Origin of the sequence: Polynucleobacter sp. IMCC 29146 (genome assembly GCF_021395195.1) — a bacterium.
GTDB lineage: Bacteria > Pseudomonadota > Gammaproteobacteria > Burkholderiales > Burkholderiaceae > Polynucleobacter.
This window is the reverse complement of sequence record NZ_JAJVCR010000007.1, coordinates 121,143-139,577: the sequence shown is the minus strand read 5'-3', so window position 1 is coordinate 139,577 and position 18,435 is coordinate 121,143. Positions and strand designations below refer to the sequence as shown.

Sequence of the window (18,435 nt, the reverse complement as noted above, 5' to 3'; positions counted from 1 at the left end):
ATGGATGTATAAATACAATTATCAACGTCCAAACATGGCATTGGGCGGCATTACCCCGAAACAGCGACTGGCCATGGTTGCTTAATGAATCCTACTTCTGGGTTCGGTTAAATAAGGGGGGATTACCAGGGTTGAAGGTAAATTATTAAATTATTAAAATAAATTGCAAATAATTCTTTGGCTGACATGGAAAATAATTTTTCTTTATAGTCATCAAGATATTTTTTATTTAGTTCTAAATAAATACTATTATTAAAATTTTTTGCATTATTTGATTTGAATTCACGCATTAATGAATTAGCAGTCGGATCGGCATGGTTTATTTTTTTAGCATCTATATAATGACCTGTACATGCGTCAATTGATCTACATAAATTAAGGCCAGCGAAGCTGCTGGAAGTTGTAAGGTGAAATAATAAAAATTGTTTTATGATGAATAGTGCCACTATACATATGCAAATAATAAAATACTTTTTTAAATACTGGGGGGGATATTTAAGTAAATATAGACATAAGCCAATAATGAATACCCAGGGCCATTGAAAAATCGAGCGTGTAAAAAAAAGCGCTAAAAAAGAAGCTGATATTAGATAGGGGCTTATCTTTTGCCCGTCACCAATTTCTAATAGCAAAAAAATTAAACTAAGAATTAAAAACGTTGAAAGTAGAGTTGAATCTAATGTTGTTGCATACAACAAAAATGCGGGATGAATACAAAATCCAAGAGTAGCAAAAATTCCATATATAGTTGAAGTTTGCGTACCTATTATGGTGAATATTAAAAAACAAGTTAAACCATATATTATCGCCCATAAAAAATAGATGGCAGTGTCTACCCTATATTGGCTTAGTAATAAGTCTTCCGACCCTAAAAAGGACACTAAGATAGCTCGAATGGTATCAAACATAGGGGGTTGAATATGTAGATACCACAAACTTTTTAACGGTTGTTCATAGAGGTCCTGAATCGAGAGCGTTTGCATCATTACATCTGATGGAATGCCGTGAAAGTAAACTCCCACTATGGATTTTGGAAGTAAGCTGGCTTCGTAAGCCAAAAGCAAAGCCGTGAGAGTAATTGAAAAAATAATCCCAACCACTAATCTATTTGAAGACATTTTTTATTTTTCTGGGAAATATTTTTGACTTAAATTTGTGACAAAGATCATTATTAAAAAAACATAAGAGCACGCATTAATGGTTGCAAAAATTCTAAAGCCATCTACTGTAAAAAATAGAATGGCATAGGTTAATCCAAGATTAAAAAATAATGCTAAAACAAATAAAAACTTTTTTCTAATGGAGAAGTAGACTATAAAAAGAGAGTAACTCAGCAGAAAATTTAATCCTGGAATTAACCAAAAATTACTTGGGTTAGCAAAATATCTCTCTTCGAAAAATTGCAGCCCATGATTAATGATGAATTCAATCCTGCCATATGGAGAGGTATATTTAAAAATAAAGTACCATATCTCCAAAAAAACTCTTGCCGCAAATAGTCCTCCCATTAAAGGAATTATATATTTTTGAATTGCAACTTTATTAATGCCGTAATAGGTAGCTAATAAAGCAAGAAACTGAAATGCAGCTATTAGTGTTATAGAAAAGTGGGAAAGAGCTGCCATGAAAATACAGGAAAATAATAAATATCTTCTATTTTGAAAAGGAGCAGTTACTAAAAATAATATAGTCAGCGGATCAGGGTATCCTAAATCATATTTAGAAAAATATTGAAAGCTTACAGCAAAAATTAACAAAAAAACTAGAGTTTTTGGAATACTTTTAAATTTGACTAGAGCGCACCAAGTTACAAGGGGAATAATTAAGATTGTTATAAATGAGCATAAAATTTTATAAGACTCAAGAGAGCGCGCCCCACCCAGCAATTTAGCCAATAGGGGAAGCAGAATGGATTCATTCCAATAGGACTCATTTGGATGAAATATCATTACTGAAAAATTAATATACCAATCTTCACTACCGGGTCTAAAAAAATTTGGCAAAAACGGATTGTGAAAGAACAAAAATAGGCTAATTAAAATACTGCCAAATAATACTAAGGCGTTAAGGCGCTCATTTGGCCAATACTTAGCAACAAAATTTTGGAAATTATTATTTTGTAGAGGCATTTAATTTTATTAACGGCGCCGCTATCACCTCATAGCTACCCACGGCCTCAATCCGCCCTTTATCCAACTTCACAATGAGTGAACAGTCTTTGAGTGTAGTTAAGCGGTGTGCAATGATAAGAACGGTGTAATCTGGTCCAAGGTGCTGAATCGAGTCCATTACCGCAATTTCAGTTTCATTATCGAGTGCGCTGGTAGCCTCATCTAATATCAGGACATCTGCATTTTTATAGAGCGCCCTAGCAATACCAATGCGTTGGCGTTGCCCACCGGAGAGGCGGGTGCCACGCTCACCCACCAAGGTTTGATAGCCTTGGGGTAAGGCTTCAATAGTTGCGGCCATTTGGGCTTTGTGAGCGGCTTCTTTTACTCGGGTATGATCGATTTCATCAGACGGAACGCCAAAAGCAATATTTTCTGCAATCGTAGAGTCGGCAAGATAAATGCTTTGCGGCACATGGGCAATATGCATTTGCCAAGCGCGGTGATTAGCATCATCTATCGTTTGACTATCAATTACTAGCTCGCCTGAAGTCGGTTGCAGCAGGGCCATTAAAATATCGAGTAAGGTGCTTTTGCCAGCGCCAGTAGTGCCAATAAATCCAACGCGGCTACCCTTTGGAATAGAAAGGCTGAGTTGATCCAAAATGAGCGGCGAGTTATCGCGATAACGAAAAGACACCTGCTTTAAATCAATTTGATGTTGGAATGGAATTGGCGGAACGCGGATTTGACCGGCATATTCAGGCAAAGGCTGATCTAAAAAGTCTAAGGTATCTTTAAGTGAAAATTGATTTCTCAGAATTGCAGTCCAGGCGCTATAGGCTAATTGCATGACTGGCAGTAAGCGTTGTGAAGCAAGCGCTAAGGCACCAACAATGGGAATAGCCTGATTAATCGAGTTAGATTGTTTAGAAAGGGCAAAGGCTAATAATGCAATCAGCAGCATCCCTAGGGCTTCAGTGACAAAGCGCGGGCTAATACTAATAAATGAACTGGTTGCGTAGGCTTTACGTAAAATGGCATCGGATTTTTGGTAAACCTGGCAATAGGCATCTTGCGAGCCATCGATCAAAATATCGCGGATACCCCCAAGACCTTCTTGTAAAGATTTAATAACTCGCGCCGATTCTGTTGTGATGTCTTTGCTGTTATTCATCAGCTTCTTGCGCGTTACTTTCATGGTGATGACATACATCAAACCAAAAATAGCAAAGGCCGCCAAAGAGGGAATTGGGGCAATGATCAACAGGGCGGTAACCATTAAGACCAGCATGATGAGCGAACTCAAAACATAGAGCGCTGACATGATGATGCCGTCTGTAACAATCGTGGTCTTGCCGGTAACCCCATCAATAATTTCACTGGTATTACGCGACAGGTGAGTGATGTAGGGCTGAAATAAGGTTTTACGATAAATGCTATAGCCAATATCAGCACCAGTAGCAAAAGAAAGTCGTAGGCTCACTTTGAGTAAAACTAGACGCATCGCGCCTGCCACAATTGCGGTTAATCCAAAGAGTAGAGTTAATGGCAATAACAGGTCATTTTGTGACTGTAGATTCAGTAGACGAATGAAGGGTTGCGCCAAGGGCAACTCAAATACTTGCTGGGGATTGGTTAGGGCAGCTAAAAAGGGCACGATCGCCCCAAGACTCACCACCTCAGCAAAGGAAACCACGACCATCAAAATCAGTAGCCAAGTAAATTGCTGCTTACGCTTAGGGCTAAAGTGCTCCCATAGGCGGAGAAGGAGTTGAGGAAGTTTTTCGGCTGAGGTCAATTGAGATTGGCGCTGTGGACTCTAAAAGGTAAAATAGCGATAAATGGTTAATTTTAAAGCATATTTCTATCGCCTTAGACTGGTTTACCTCCAGCACCTGCGGCTTCAATCTCGTCATTTATCACTTCCTCCCGGCTTGCATTGGGGTATTTTGTGAAAAGCCCCGTACTATTTCTGATTTTTAATCGCCCAGAAACCACGGCCCAGGTCTTTGCGGCTATTCGCCAAGCCAAGCCCCCTAAGCTCTATATATCTGCTGATGGGCCGCGTTCTGGAAGGCCTGATGAAGAGGAACGTTGTGCGCAGGCGCGCAGCATTGCTACAGCAGTCGATTGGCCTTGTGAAGTTCAAACCCTTTTTCGCGATAAAAATCTGGGTTGTAAGCTCGGTGTTTCTAGTGGCATTGATTGGTTCTTTCAAAACGAGACCGAGGGCATTATTTTGGAAGACGATGTATTGCCGTTGCCCAGCTTTTTCACCTTTTGCGATGAGATGCTAGAGCGATATCGAGACGACCCAACGATTGGCATGATTACTGGATCCAATCTGGTTTCAAAAAGAGTGCGCCCAAACAACGTTGGCCAAAATAATCTGGCAAGTTATTTTCTCACTGCCATACCTCTCATTTGGGGTTGGGCTACCTGGCGACGTGCTTGGCAGAAATATGATCTCACCATGTCAACGTATCCCAGTTGGCTTGCGAGCAGTCAGATGCGGCAACTGTTTCATGGTGATGCTTTACTGATGCGTTATTGGCAAGATGCCCTAGACCGTGTTTATCAGGGCAAACAAGATACGTGGGATTACCAATGGCTCTTTGCCTGCTGGTCTACTGGCATGAAAAGTATTATTCCTGCAAATAACTTAACCGAAAATTTAGGTTATGGCATGGAGGCTACCCATACCTCTGCTACAAAACCTGCCTGTTTAGTCGAATCGATTCCAAGCGACCTATCTTTTCCATTGATTCACCCCCAGCACTTGCAGGCAGATTGGCAGGTCGATCGCCTCATGTTTAAGCGAATTCATGGCATCCATTGGTGGGGTTATCTAAGACGTCAATTACGCCCTTTAAAAAAAATCATGCAACACTTGCTGGGTAAGGGTGAGTCAGCATGAAAGTAATGGCTTTAAATCATTCAGATACGGTTGGCGGCGCGGCGCGCGCGGCCTATCGTATCCACCGTGCTGTACGCGAGCAAGGTATTGATTCGATTTTGCGAGTCAATCAAAAAGTGCTACAGGATGCGACCATTCAAGAACCTAAGGGCACACTAGCAAAGTTTAGAAACAAATTTAATTCGGGTTTTGCGCAGATCTTGGCTAAGACTTTGCGTACTTCGCCGCCCGAATATCACTCCTTAGCTGTGATGCCAACAGATGTGGCACAGGAGATTAATAATTCGAATTTTGATGTCGCTCATTTACATTGGATTAATGGTGAAATGATGTCCATTAAAGACATTAGCCAAATTACCAAGCCTCTCATTTGGACCATGCATGATATGTGGGGCTTTAGCGGCACCGAGCATTACTCAGAAAAGATGCGTTGGCGAGATGGCTATCACGCCTTGAATCGACCTTCAAATGAATCAGGACTGGATTTAAATCGTTGGGCTTGGCTGCGTAAGCAACAGTATTGGACTAAGCCCATTCAGATGGTGACACCGAGCCGTTGGTTGGCGCAGTGCATTTCTGAGAGTGCGCTCATGAAGGGTTGGCCGGTTACGCCAATTGCAAATCCAATTGATACCGAGCAATGGCAACCCCTAAAACTGGTATATGCCCGACAAAAATTAGGCTTACCGATTGATGTGCCAATGCTTTTGTTTGGTGCTCTAGGCGGCAAGGCTGATCCCCGTAAAGGCTTTGACTTGCTCCTGCAAGCCTTGGCAGCTCTCAAGTCTTCTATTCCGGATTTGCAGTTATTAGTATTTGGGCAAGAGGCTCCGGAAGGCGAGATTAACCCCTATGGGATTCCGAGTCATTATTTTGGTCATGTTCAGGACGATGCTTTACTGCAATTACTTTACAGTGCAGCCGATGTGATGGTTGTACCTTCACGGCAAGAGTCATTTGGACAAACGGCGAGTGAGGCATTGGCTTGTGGCTTACCTGTTGCAGCATTTGCTAGTACAGGCTTGGTGGACGTGGTTGATCATAAAGTCACGGGATATTTAGCTAAGCCTTTTGATACAGAAGAGCTAGCCTTTGGCATTCAGTGGATATTAGAGAATCAGCAAGACTCTGCTAAGCTTCGTTATGCAGCACGACAAAGGGCGGTAGACTTCTTCAGTTACCCTGTTATAGCTAAGCAATACCAAGCGGTTTATCAACAAGCGATTGATCAGAATGCTGACAGCAATTAAGAAAAAATGGAAGTTAATTGGCGAGACGCCAATGCAGACGCTTGAAGATTGTGAGGCAAAAAGCCCTTCTTCATTACTAAAAATTCCGCCTGTCGTTTATCAAACTTGGGAAGTCAATTATTTTGGCAAAACCCATTTTGCTGAAATTCAACAATTTCGCGCTTTAAATCCGGATCTACAGTTCCAATTTTTCGCTAAAGAACGCTTAGAAAATTATATGGAAGAGGTGTGGGGAAAACATCCCATCTACTCAATCTTTAAAGGTGCTAAGTTTGGACCCATGTTGGCCGACATTTTTCGTTACTGCATTCTTTTTGAGCGTGGTGGCTTTTATTTTGATATCAGTAAAGGCTGCTCGGTATCGATTACAACATTATGTAGTGCAAACGCGACAGGATTGATTTCGTATGAAGCGCATGATTGTGTGGTGATACCCAAGCCGAATGCTATGCGAAGAATGCTTCACCCCGAAAAATATGTTTTGCAGTGGGGCATGGGGTTTGCCAAGGAGCATGCATTTTTACGCATACTGTTAGAAAATATTTGCGAATATTACCCCTTCTTTAAAGGGAAATCATTTGCTGTACCTAAGAATGCAATTCTCAGTTTGACTGGTCCAGGCATGTTCACTAAAACTTTGCGTGAATATTTAGATGCAAATGAAGATGCGGATTTAGTTCAGGCTGGCATTGACTTTAATGGCCATGGAATTTACAGCTTAAAAGGCTCTGAAGTAAGGTATGCGACGATTTCATCGTATGCTATTAGTAAAAATAGCGTTATTGTGACTTAAGATGGATTTGCAAGAGATTAAAGCTGTATATCCATGCTTTGATAATCAGAATACAATGAGTTACGTTCGGCTATTTAAATTGCGCTGAGATCAACCCAATTCCAAGCGTTCGTTTATCTTTATTCTCGGGTACCAAGTCATTTGGTACTACTGGATTTTTAAATCTAAATTCCAGCTTGAGGTATGGATCCTCTATTATTTTTTTGGATAGCGGCAGCGTCAAAAAGTTATTTTCATATTGTCGAATCTCTATTTGGCGATCAAAGATCCCATTAATCCAGATATCAATTGTTTGACTCGGATGTTTATTGGGGTCAAGAAATGTCTTGAAATTAAGCGTAATTGAGTGGGGATTTTTTTTAGGCCAAGGTATATTGAACGTGGCAGCTTTACCATCAGACCACGTTCCCCAATCCTCTTGCCAACTCCAGCCATTTTCTAAATAAAAAAGTAAGTCTTTATCCTTTTTTTGATTTGAAAAGCCAATCGCATTATTACTAGGATTTGGTAGTTGATCATTATTTATCCAATCCTCGGGCGCTACTGGGACACATGATTTGCAGGTTTTCCAGCCAGGCGCTAGGATTAAAAAACCATCTACCTTAGCGATTATATCGTTTGGCCCCCGGGTTGCCAAAATGGGAATGAGGAAGCGATCTTCAAAAACATAGAGCGCGTTAGGATCATATTCACCTTGCGCAATCACTTCTTTTAGAGCTTGATTAGCTTTCGCTATTTTACGATTGTCTACCCTAGCAAAATATACAGAATTTGTTTTCATGCCATATTCTGATGCCAGCCATGCAAATTGAACCCATTTCGAGCTTTGCGTCATCGCCGGTATGCGAGTAATTTTTTTATAATGTTGGGCAGCTGATTGCCAAAATGGATTTTTTAAGTCTGGAGCGAAAATTCCCGCATAAGTATCTTGTGCAAGTTCTTTGTGAACTAGTGCCCATCCCTGTTTTGTATCGACTACTTGCAATACTAGGGCTCCTGCTAATATGACAATTGCAATACGGGTGGAGCTGACTTTGCAAATAAGGTAAATTGAAAAAATAATAAGGCAATAATGAATAGGCCACCACAGGCGAGCAGATGAGCGCAAAATATGCAAGGGAGAACTTAGAAATAATGGGAGTTCAAAACTGAAAACCCGCGCACCAATTCCAATATTATTAGTAATGGCATCGAGGTATAAAAAAACTAAACAAATACATAAAAAACGATGATCAATAAAAAGCTGAATAACATTACTTTTCTGAGCAAGTGCTTTAGATTTAGGTTTTAAAAAGAATATTAATAATATGCAAGCGATCGCAATAACTAAAATTGCCCCTAAACCTAGATAATTAAATCCCTCTCCCCATGATGTGGGTATGGGAATATTCGGCAATAAATAAGACCAGCCACTCGGGTCAATTGGACCCAAGACATTAAGCTTGAAGAAGCCATATCCTGAATCGATACCTGAAGAGCCCATAATTGAGAAATAGCCAACTTGCCAAGTACATAGTAATAACACCGCACTAACTAAAAATAACTCATAAAAAAGCTTTCGATAGGGCATCACTTTTTGACTAATTGAACGATCTAGTAAGTCAGATATCCATAAAAAGCTAACTATGGCAAATAAATAGAAATGCGTTAGTGCGGCAACAGAAAGCAATAGGGACCAATAAAAAATACGTCTTTCTTCTGATTTTCTTAGTAGCAAAAATAGGGCGGCTAAGATTAAAAAATGGGCTACTAAACTTGCCTGCGTTCCTGAGGGGGTATATAACCTCCAAAACATTGGCGGTGAAAAAGATAATAGTCCAGTGCCAAAAAAATTTAACCAGAAATTATTGGAGATGAGAGAAATAATTTTCCAAGAAAACCAGGCTTGTAGCAGAAAACAAACTTATAGCCAAATACCAAAATACTGAAATACCTGAGGTAATATTGGTGCGAATAATTTAAAAAAAATGGCCATTAATGGAAGCGAGTCGGTATATACAATCGAACTGCTTATGTCCATTCCAAAATTCGGGCTCAAGCCAATTGGAAAAGTCCATGGCGCATAACGATAAAAGACCCACCCCAAATAGTGCTGAGGAGGGTCAAATCTACCAAAAATCCAGCTTAAATTAGATGGATCAAGGGGCCCAAGCCCAACTATGAGATAAAAAAATACAATGCCAAAAAATAAGGGAATGAGCGGAGTATTTTTATTAAAAAATATCACGTAATATAGATACCAAAGTAAGGGCAATCATTGTTATATTGAAAATACTAAATCAAATTTATATATACTTTACAAGTGTACCCGAGGGGGGGGGTACAATACTATCAAGTAATCTCGAGGGTATAGCCAGTTTTGTAATGCCTATTTACATAGGGCGAAAATAAGGAGAAAAAGATGAGAAACCTCTTAATACTAATAATTTCAATTTTTTTAATTTCCTGCGATGGCAGTGGCGGTAGTTCGAGTAGTTCAACAAGCAGTACCCCCAGTACGTCAACGGTTGCATCTTTTACATCCTGGACGGCTACAACCCCAAATGTACCCGTTGCAATGTCGGGAGGATTTTCATCTTCTGTTGATCTTGTTGGGAATATTACGCAGTCACTGTCTAGCGGATCGGGCACTTTTACTAGAGACGCTAGTAATAACTTTACCCTCATTAGCGCAACAGCATCTACCGATAATTCCGCTCTATTCAGTACTGCACTTGGCGATACTTTACAGAGTACTTTTGATGGTGCTATTACCACCACCTCGAATAAGGCACAGACTACGATAGGAGCTTTTCTAAACCCAACTTATTATGCTTTTAACTATCAAACCTATGGCGCTTGGGGACCCTATGGCAAAGCTACGGGAAGTTCTTTTGCTTTGAGTGATGGGTCGGCCTCCCCAGTAAGTGCAATTCCAATTGTAGGAGGCATAGCGTTTGTTGGAGGCTCAACTGGGTATTTTGTTGATGCAAGTAAGAACTCTTATGTTACGAACGCAACAATGACGGTTATTCTTAGTTATGATTTACAAACCTTGACATTCGCAACATCAAATTCTGGGATCCTAGGCGCCCCGAGTGGTAACGCACTTTCATTTGCAAATTTAGATCTTACGGGTACACTGACTTACGTTACTGGCACAAATTATTTTACAGGCACTGTTACCTCTTCCAACGGTATGAGCGGTAAAATAAACGGAGAATTTTATGGGCCTGGAATTAATGAGCTCGGGGGTACGTTTGCGCTTTATGGCGCAGGTGTTGGCACAATGGTAGGAGGCTTTGGCGGCAAGCGATAAAAAAAATATAGAATTAAACTAATGAGGCAAATAAACTTAAGAAATAAGTATTTCATCGTTGCCATTGGCGCATTTTTTTTGAGTGCTTGCGGAGGGGGCAGTAGTTCGAGTACCACCTCTATCTCATCCACTAGTTCCCCAAGTTCGCCTACGATTACAGCCTTTACTTCTTGGTCAGTTACAACTGAAGATGTGCCGGTTGTCATGACCGAGGGGTCTTCATCTTCCATTGATTTAGTCGGAAATATTACTCAGTCAGATTCTAGCGGTTCAGCTACTTTTACTAGAGATGCCAGTAATAACTTTACCTTGATTAGTCCTACAGCATCATCTGGAAATTCTGCTGTTTTTAGTGCAGTACTTGGCGACACGTTGCAAAGTAGTTTCTTTACAAAAAATACTACCACTCTGAATAAAGCGCAAACAATTATTGGGCTTTTTGCCAATCCCTTTACCTATTCCTTTGACTACCAAGCCTTTGGTGTCTGGGGGTCCTATGGGAATGCAACTGGAAGTTCTTATGCAATAAGTGATGGGTCTGCTTCGGTAGCAAGCCTTATTCCCGCCGTAGGATCTTTAAATTATACCGGTGGCTCTACTGGCTACTATGTTGACACAAATAAATTTTCTTATATCACCAATGCCAATATGATAATTACTTCAACTTTTGACAATCGGACTTTGAATTTCACGACATCCAGCACCAACATTCAGGGGGCACCGAATGGAAAGATAAACGGCAATACCGATTTACAGCTAACGGGCGTTATGACTTATGTAACCGGCACTAATAATTTTACAGGAACTGTAACTAGTACCAGTGGCATGACTGGAAAGATGAATGGAAAATTTTATGGTTCAGGCCTGAATGAAATTGGTGGCACATATTCTCTTTACGGTGCTGGAATTGGAACCATGGTTGGTAGCTTTGGAGGAAAGCGATAAACCTAAGAGTTTTTCCCCTTACCGGCTGAAGGTATTTAATAATTTTTACTTTTTTTCTGAAGAAATATCATCTGCAATAAGATAAAGGGGCCGTTGTTTTACCTCATTAAAAATCTGTCCTATATATTCTCCGACGATACCAATCGATAACAATTGAATACCCGAAAAAAACATAATAGCGACGGTTAAGGTGGGCCAACCGCTAACGGAATTTCCATAAATAAAAGTATCAATCACCACATAAAAGCCATAAATAACTGCTAGTCCAGAAATCAAAATACCTGTGGCAATCCATAATTGAAGTGGAATGCTACTAAAAGAGGCTAAGCCAGTAAGGGCTAGACGAGAAAGTCGGCTTATTCCGAAGTTTGAGCTGCCTGATCTGCGTTCATTTGGTTCAAATGGGAGTGCGATTGATTTAAATCCAACCCAAGCATAAAGCCCTTTCATGAAACGGTTTCTTTCCGGCAACCGTTTGAGAGCATCAACAACCCGTCTATCAAGCCATCTAAAATCACCTGCATTTGCTGGGATTACAACTTCTGCAGAGTTCATGAGGCTATAAAAAATTCTAGTTCCAAGTTTTTTCCACCAAGACTCTTTTACCCTATTTATGATTACGCCATATACCATGTCGTAGCCATTTTTCCATAGTATTTCCATTTCAATAATTTTATTTAAGGGGTGCTGAAAATCTGCGTCTATGAGAAGCACAGCATCACCATCTGCGAGGTTAATGCCAGCCATCAGCGCTGATTCTTTACCAAAATTTCGAGAAAATTCTATATAACGTATATAACCATTATTAATTAAGGAGAGGGCGATCTCACGAGTATTATCTCTACTCCCATCATTAACTATTAATATTTCATAATTAAGGGTTAACTCTTGGATCCTAATTTTAAGTTGCTCAATAAATTGCGCAAGGTGCCTCGCTTCATTAAAGCAAGGAATGACAATGCTCAATTTATAGGGGGGTGAATGATCGTTATTATTCGCCATCTATTTTTTAAATTGATGTTGTTTTTTTATAAGGTAGATGGGACGCTGCTTAGATTCAAAATAAATTCGACCTATATACTCACCAATAATGCCAAGACTCATTAATTGCAGGCTGCCAAAAAATAGCATTACCACCAATAAGGATGCATATCCCGGTAAATCAATGCCAAAAATCCAAGTGCGAATGATAATAAAGGTAGCATAAAAAATAGCAAATACTGAACCAAATAGACCAATATAAGTCCATACCTTTAAGGGCACAAGGCTAAAACTGGTAATACCTTCAATTGCAAAATTCCATAGCCGCCACCCTGAAAATTTAGTTATTCCAGTTGAGCGGGCATTCCGGACATACTCAACGGTTATGGTTTTAAAGCCAACCCAAGCAAATAGACCCTTCATAAATCGTTGGCGCTCAGGCAGTTTTTTTAGGGCATCTACTACTACCCGGTCCATCAGGCGAAAATCTCCCACATCTTCTGGAATTTGTAAATTCGACACCACATTATGTAAACGATAAAAAAGCTGAGCAGTTTTTCGTTTGGCAAAAGAGTCAGTAGAGCGATCTATTCTTTTCGCTAAAATGACCTCATTTCCTTGTTGCCATGCAAGAAGCATTTTTCCTATTAAGGCAGGTGGATCTTGCAAATCAGCATCAATGGGAATAACGCAATCCCCTTTAGCTTCATTAATTCCGGCAGTCATGGCTGCTTCTTTGCCAAAATTACGGGATAATTCAATGATTCTAAACCGATGGTCTATCTCAGATATCTCAATTAATTGACTGAGCGTGTTATCAATACTGCCATCATCCACACAAAGAATTTCAAATTCATACTCTGGAAGAGAATTCAAGACATTAGTGATGGCCTCTTTAAATTTCAATACGCCAAGTCCTTCGTTATAGAAGGGGGAGATGATTGATACCAAGGGCCGCAATTGCATAAAATCGAAAATTGTCTGTGATTGAGTTAGGCGGTAGTTGAGGGAAAAAGAAATTTATCTAAGATTTTGTATTTTAAGCATATTTCCTTTAAATTATGCATAGAATTCAGGATAATCACTAGATTAATTTAACGCGCATAGAGTGGGCTTATTAAAAGATGTCAAATCGGCAGGAAAACTCTGAAGAAGTAATTCCTCGTTTTAATATTTTGACCTCTAATTTTTTGCCCATTGGGTTTGGTCTTCTAGCCTTTTTTTTGGTAGCTGGCCCTTTTATTTTAGATAGCAGGAATATTCAATGGCTTGGTGGTAACTTGGACCCTGCTCAGCATTATTTGGGTTGGGCATTGTTTCGAGAAGGTCCATGGACATTCCCAATCGGACTAAATCCCCATAATGGCTTGAGCTTTAGTAATTCCATTGTTTTTTCAGATTCATTGCCTCTATTTGCCATTCTCTTTAAATCACTGAGCTATTTTTTATCTCAACCATTTCAGTATTTTGGTTTATGGACCTTACTTTGTTTTGTTTTGCAGGCTTGGTTTGCTTGGAAGTTATTGGGCTTAATTTCAGAGTCAAATTGGCTAAAGTTTTTTGGTCTTGGACTTTTTCTTTTTGCGCCACCTATGTTAGCGAGAGTGGGGCTTTGGACTTCTCTTGCCAGTCATTTTCTGATCTTGGCAGCGCTTTACTTAAATTTACGTCCAAGTCAAAAAAACAGAATTTTTTATTGGGCATTGCTCATCTTTGTAGCAGCGCTAGTACATTTTTATTTGTTAGTAATGGTATTAGTCTTGTGGGTCGCTAGCATCTTAGATATATTTTTTATTAGGAAAAAATTATCTATTAAGAATTTACTAGTAGAAATAGGCATTGTTTCTTTTGCTTTACTACTTACATTATGGCAAGCAGGATATTTTTCTGTGGAGTCTGGGTCAGGCAAAGCCGGGGGTTATGGAACTTTCCGTTTTAATCTGCTTGCATTATTTGATGCGCGTGAGTGGTCTTATATTCTTCCCAATATTGCGATGCAAATTGATTTTAGTAATGGCTTTAATTATCTAGGCCTAGGCGCATTAATTGGACTAGTATTTATTTTTTTAGATTATGTACGTAGGATAATTTTTAGCTCAATTGAAGCTTCTCATAAGTTAAATGGTGAAGTTTCTTTGGGTTTTAAAAAATACCCCTTTCTTTACGCGATTTTTATTTTTCTGACTATTTTTGCTATTACTAATGTTGTCGCAATCGGTACATGGCAATATGTTTTTCCTTTGCCGGAACCAATTATTTCTGCTGCGAGTCTATTGAGAGCTTCTGGGAGAATGTTTTGGCCCGTTTTTTACTTCATCTTGCTTTTAATAATTAACTATATCCAGAAAAATTTTAGTAAAAATTTAGCTATTATCTTGCTTGGTGTACTTTGCATAATCCAAATTGTCGATACTAGCGCTGGTTGGCGACCAATTCGATATAGCCTAGTTCATGAGCGCTACCCAAACTCTCAAAGTCCTTTAGTAAATCCAGTCTGGAATGATTTTGGTACTCAGTATAAGAAACTTGAACGTTATCCAGTGCAAAATCAATCTGAAGATTGGCAAGTTTTTGCTAGTTTTGCAGCACAACATGCAATGGGAACCAATTCAGTATTTTTGGCGCGTTTTGATGAACTTAAATTAAGGCAGGCAAATGAAAGTGTTAACCGTGCATTAAGGAGCGGCCCCCTAGATAATAGTGTTTTATTTGTAATTGATTTATGGAAAAATAACCCAACACCTATTCAATTTGATCGTGAAAAAGATGTTTTAGTGCGGATTGACGGATATAACGTTTTGGCGCCAGGGTGGAAAAAATGCCCTTCTTGCTCGCCGATTCCCCGAGAATTAGAGCTACAGCGTTTAGCTCCAATAACTAAAATTGGGGAAAAAATAGAATTCTCACAAAAAGCATTTGGGCGACGCGAATTTCTACTCGAAGGTTGGGCCCCCTATGGTGAAGCGTGGGGTACCTGGTCGGATGGAGCTTCGGCCTCACTATTGCTGCCTTTGCCTGCAGGCAATCCAAGAATGATCAATTTGACGGTAAGGGCATTTGTCAATGAAAAGCATCCCATTCAACAGGGTGACGTATATATTAATGGCACTTTGGTTAAGCATTTTGAGCTTAAGGACTTTGCAAGCAATTTAATCGAGGTTCCGATTTCCACATCAGTATTAAAGGACGAGTTTTTTAAATTAGAGTTGAAAATTCAGAGCCCAGCAAGCCCTAAAGCTTTGGGTATGGGTGACGATGACCGTCAGCTAGGGATAGGCGCAATTAGCGCTGTGTTTCGTTAAACTTAGAACTCATTGTCCTTTATCATGACAAAGTGCTGATTTGAAAGAATAATTTATATGGCGTCCCAAGCTGAGCCCATTATCGTTGACCTAGATGGGACTTTAATTAAAACTGACTTGTTATTTGAGTCAGCTAATCAATTTCTTGCAAGTAAGCCGTTTGCCTTTGGTAGATTGATATCTTGGCTATTTAAAGGTCGCCCCTACTTAAAAGCCCAATTAGCTAAGCATTTTTCTTTGGACCCTGCCTTATTGCCCTATAACCAAGCCTTGTTAACTTGGTTGGGTGAGCGGGCTAAGTTAGGTGTACCGATATATTTGGCAACGGCTAGTAATCACTCATTGGCAGATAGTGTTGCCAAGCACCTCGGAATCTTTACTGGGGTGTTTGCTAGTACTGAAGAGGTGAACTTGAAGTCAGAGCGTAAGCGTGATTTGTTGGTGCAGCAATTTGGCGGACAAGGCTTTGACTATATTGGCAACGAAGCGGCAGATTTTGTCGTTTGGCATAGCGCTAAACGAGCTCATGTGGTTAGTAATTCAGAAGCACTAATAGCGACGGTAGCGTCTCACGGTAACCTAGGCGAAGTATTTACAGCAGAGAAGCCTAGCTGGGTTGGCGCACTTCTTAAAGAGATGCGTATTTATCAGTGGGTGAAAAATTGCTTAATTTTTGTGCCTTTACTTGCAGCACACCAACTCGCTAATCCACTTGGCTGGGCTCAGGCATTCATTGCATTTCTCGCCTTTTGTTTCTGTGCGTCTGCAGTTTATCTATTGAATGACTTAGTTGATATTTCTAATGATCGTATTCATCCGCGAAAGCGTTTTAGACCATTTGCTGCAGGCCACTTAAGTCTACTTACAGGTTGGATGCTTTGGCCAGGTCTATTGTTGCTTTCTTTTATATTGGCAATCTCTTTCTTACCAAGTACTTTCACCTCAGTACTAGCAGCCTATTTCTTGATAACTGTTGCTTATTCTTTTGCGCTTAAACGTTATGCTATTTTGGATGTTTTGGTGTTGGCCGGCCTTTACACTATTCGGATTTTGGCTGGTGCGGTTGCAGTTTCAGTGCCGGTGTCATTCTGGCTGTTAACTTTCTCGATGTTCCTTTTTTTGAGCCTAGCGTTTGTTAAGCGCTTTAGTGAGTTAAAGACGGTGCAGGCACAAGGTTTTGCAGGAAAATTGGCAGGGCGGGGTTATGCAGCAGATGATTTAGAGGTGGTTTCGATGATGGGTGTGGCAGCAGGGTATTTATCGATTTTGGTGTTAGCGTTTTATATTCAAGACAGCTACACAGCGGTACTTTATCGTACCCCTCAAATTATTTGGTTAGCTTGTCCTTTGCTTTTGTATTGGGTATCGCGTACTTGGGTAATTACTCACCGCGGCAATATGACGGATGACCCGATTATTTTTGCGATTAAAGATCGCACTAGTTGGATTGTGGCCGCTTGCTTCGTTTTAATTTTTATCCTTGCGTCCTTGTAATGCAAATTTCTGGGTGGGGTCGTTATCCAAAGATAGATGCGGAAGTTATCCTCACGCGAGATTTAGCACAAGCAAGTGAACTAGTTAAAAGTGATGGCTTGCTCATCCCCAGAGGCTTAGGTCGAGCTTATGGTGATAGTAGTTTAGCTAGCCGGGTGTTAGAAACCACCAACTTACAGTTTTTCCATTCTTTTGATTCTGTTAGTGGCGTTTTAAGTTGCGATGCAGGCGTTTCGCTATTTGAGATTCTTAAGGTCTTTGTGCCAAAAGGTTGGTTTATCCCAGTTTCTCCAGGCACGCGTTTTGTCACCGTTGGCGGGGCGATTGCTAGTGATGTCCATGGAAAGAATCACCACCTAGATGGTACTTTTGGCCAGCATGTGATTTCGCTGCAATTACTATTGGGTAACGGCGAGATCGTTCAGGTTTCTCCTACTGAGAACACGGCCTTGTTTCATGCTACGTGCGGGGGGATGGGACTTACCGGAACGATTCTCTCAGCGTCCTTTCGCTTGATACCGATTAAGTCGAGTGAGATTATCGAAACCACCATCAAAGCTGCCAATCTTGATGCAGTCTTAGATGGGTTTGAGCAGTTTGGTGCCAGTACCTATACCGTTGCATGGATCGACTGCCTAGCCCAAGGTGAGAATCTAGGACGTTCATTATTAATGGTCGGTGAACACGGCGAAGATGGACCTTTGACTGTTGCTGATAAAAATCCGCTGACGATGCCAGTCGATGCACCCAGCAGCCTCTTGAACCCATTTTCTATCAAGGCATTTAATGCCCTCTACTATGCTAAAGCACAAAATGGCGTTAGTACTAGACGCAGGTCATTTGAAAGTTACTTTTATCCACTCGATCAAATTTTGCAATGGAATAAGCTGTACGGCAAAGCAGGTTTTATGCAGTACCAGTTTGTGATTCCTACCTCAGCAGGGCGCGAGGGTTTGCGCCAAATTTTAAAAACAATTGCCGCATCAGGCCAAGGCTCTTTTTTGGCAGTGCTTAAAACCTTTGGCAAGAAAAATGCCAACTATCTTTCATTCCCGATTGAAGGTTATACCTTGGCTTTAGACTTTAAGGTTACTGAGCCCATTTTCGCTCTAATGGACCAATTAGATCACCTCGTACTCCAATATGGAGGCAGACTGTATTTAGCAAAAGACGCTCGTATGAGCGAGACTACATTTAAAACCAGTTATCCCAACTGGCAGGACTTTGAAGCAGTTCGAGAGCACTATCATGCCATTGGTAAGTTTGCCTCTTTGCAATCGAAGCGTTTAGGCTTAGCCTGAGTTGATTCTTAGGGTCGAGAAATCCGATAAAATAGCTTTT

At 40.4% G+C, this 18,435-nt stretch carries 13 protein-coding genes and 1 pseudogene; 8 read left to right on the top strand and 6 right to left on the bottom strand.

Annotated features, from left to right (window positions below):
- Positions 1 to 122 precede the first annotated feature (122 nt).
- From LZT22_RS09795 to LZT22_RS09785, 3 genes are read right to left on the bottom strand one after another with little or no spacing between them, the layout of a single operon-like run.
- Positions 123 to 1,118 carry a hypothetical protein gene (locus LZT22_RS09795; protein ID WP_233924992.1) on the bottom strand — a complete coding sequence of 332 codons (996 nt, stop codon included), beginning with the start codon at positions 1,116 to 1,118 and terminating at the stop codon, positions 123 to 125.
- A 3-nt stretch (positions 1,119 to 1,121) separates the two neighbouring features.
- On the bottom strand, positions 1,122 to 2,129 hold the full coding sequence (locus LZT22_RS09790) for a hypothetical protein (protein ID WP_233924991.1): 1,008 nt from the start codon (positions 2,127 to 2,129) through the stop codon (positions 1,122 to 1,124).
- The gene (locus tag LZT22_RS09785; RefSeq protein WP_233924990.1) at positions 2,113 to 3,912 is read right to left on the bottom strand and encodes an ABC transporter ATP-binding protein; all 1,800 of its coding nucleotides are present in this window, start codon (positions 3,910 to 3,912) and stop codon (positions 2,113 to 2,115) included. Before LZT22_RS09785 ends, LZT22_RS09790 begins: the two co-directional genes overlap by 17 nt.
- A gap of 153 nt (positions 3,913 to 4,065) precedes the next feature.
- On the opposite strand from LZT22_RS09785, the gene LZT22_RS09780 reads away from it, so the two are divergent.
- Genes LZT22_RS09780 through LZT22_RS09770 form a run of 3 tightly spaced genes read left to right on the top strand, consistent with a single transcriptional unit; the run spans position 4,066 to position 7,074 of the window.
- Positions 4,066 to 5,031, top strand: coding sequence for a glycosyltransferase family 2 protein (locus LZT22_RS09780; RefSeq protein ID WP_233924989.1), 966 nt, complete (start codon positions 4,066 to 4,068; stop codon positions 5,029 to 5,031).
- Positions 5,028 to 6,281: a glycosyltransferase gene (locus tag LZT22_RS09775; RefSeq protein WP_233924988.1), complete on the top strand. Its 1,254-nt coding sequence runs from the start codon at positions 5,028 to 5,030 to the stop codon at positions 6,279 to 6,281. The genes LZT22_RS09780 and LZT22_RS09775 overlap by 4 nt, the downstream gene beginning before the upstream one ends.
- A complete protein-coding gene (locus LZT22_RS09770) occupies positions 6,265 to 7,074 on the top strand; it encodes a glycosyltransferase (protein ID WP_233924987.1) in 810 nt (269 codons plus the stop codon). Before LZT22_RS09775 ends, LZT22_RS09770 begins: the two co-directional genes overlap by 17 nt.
- Positions 7,075 to 7,144: 70 nt before the next feature.
- Here the strand turns inward: LZT22_RS09770 and LZT22_RS09765 are convergent.
- A pseudogene (locus LZT22_RS09765) lies at positions 7,145 to 9,301 on the bottom strand (DUF6311 domain-containing protein).
- A gap of 174 nt (positions 9,302 to 9,475) precedes the next feature.
- Between LZT22_RS09765 and LZT22_RS09760 the strand changes: the two are divergent.
- Both LZT22_RS09760 and LZT22_RS09755 read left to right on the top strand, forming a co-directional pair.
- Positions 9,476 to 10,372, top strand: a complete 897-nt coding sequence (locus LZT22_RS09760) for a transferrin-binding protein-like solute binding protein (protein ID WP_233924986.1) — start codon at positions 9,476 to 9,478, stop codon at positions 10,370 to 10,372.
- 21 nt (positions 10,373 to 10,393) lie between these two features.
- Positions 10,394 to 11,317 (top strand): transferrin-binding protein-like solute binding protein, encoded by a 924-nt coding sequence (locus tag LZT22_RS09755; RefSeq protein WP_233924985.1) that lies wholly within the window; start codon positions 10,394 to 10,396, stop codon positions 11,315 to 11,317.
- A 45-nt stretch (positions 11,318 to 11,362) separates the two neighbouring features.
- Here the strand turns inward: LZT22_RS09755 and LZT22_RS09750 are convergent, their stop codons facing one another.
- Positions 11,363 to 12,319, bottom strand: a complete 957-nt coding sequence (locus tag LZT22_RS09750; RefSeq protein ID WP_233924984.1) for a glycosyltransferase family 2 protein — start codon at positions 12,317 to 12,319, stop codon at positions 11,363 to 11,365.
- A complete protein-coding gene (locus tag LZT22_RS09745; protein ID WP_233924983.1) occupies positions 12,320 to 13,264 on the bottom strand; it encodes a glycosyltransferase in 945 nt (314 codons plus the stop codon).
- Positions 13,265 to 13,422: 158 nt separating this feature from the next.
- Here LZT22_RS09745 and LZT22_RS09740 point away from each other — a divergent pair, with 158 nt between their 5' ends.
- From LZT22_RS09740 to LZT22_RS09730, 3 genes are read left to right on the top strand one after another with little or no spacing between them, the layout of a single operon-like run.
- The gene (locus LZT22_RS09740; protein WP_233924982.1) at positions 13,423 to 15,600 is read left to right on the top strand and encodes a DUF6311 domain-containing protein; all 2,178 of its coding nucleotides are present in this window, start codon (positions 13,423 to 13,425) and stop codon (positions 15,598 to 15,600) included.
- Between the two features lie 57 nt (positions 15,601 to 15,657).
- Positions 15,658 to 17,094, top strand: a complete 1,437-nt coding sequence (locus LZT22_RS09735) for a UbiA family prenyltransferase (protein ID WP_233924981.1) — start codon at positions 15,658 to 15,660, stop codon at positions 17,092 to 17,094.
- Entirely contained in the window at positions 17,094 to 18,395 is a 1,302-nt protein-coding gene (locus tag LZT22_RS09730) for an FAD-binding oxidoreductase (RefSeq protein ID WP_233924980.1), read from the top strand. Before LZT22_RS09735 ends, LZT22_RS09730 begins: the two co-directional genes overlap by 1 nt.
- Positions 18,396 to 18,435: the final 40 nt, after the last annotated feature.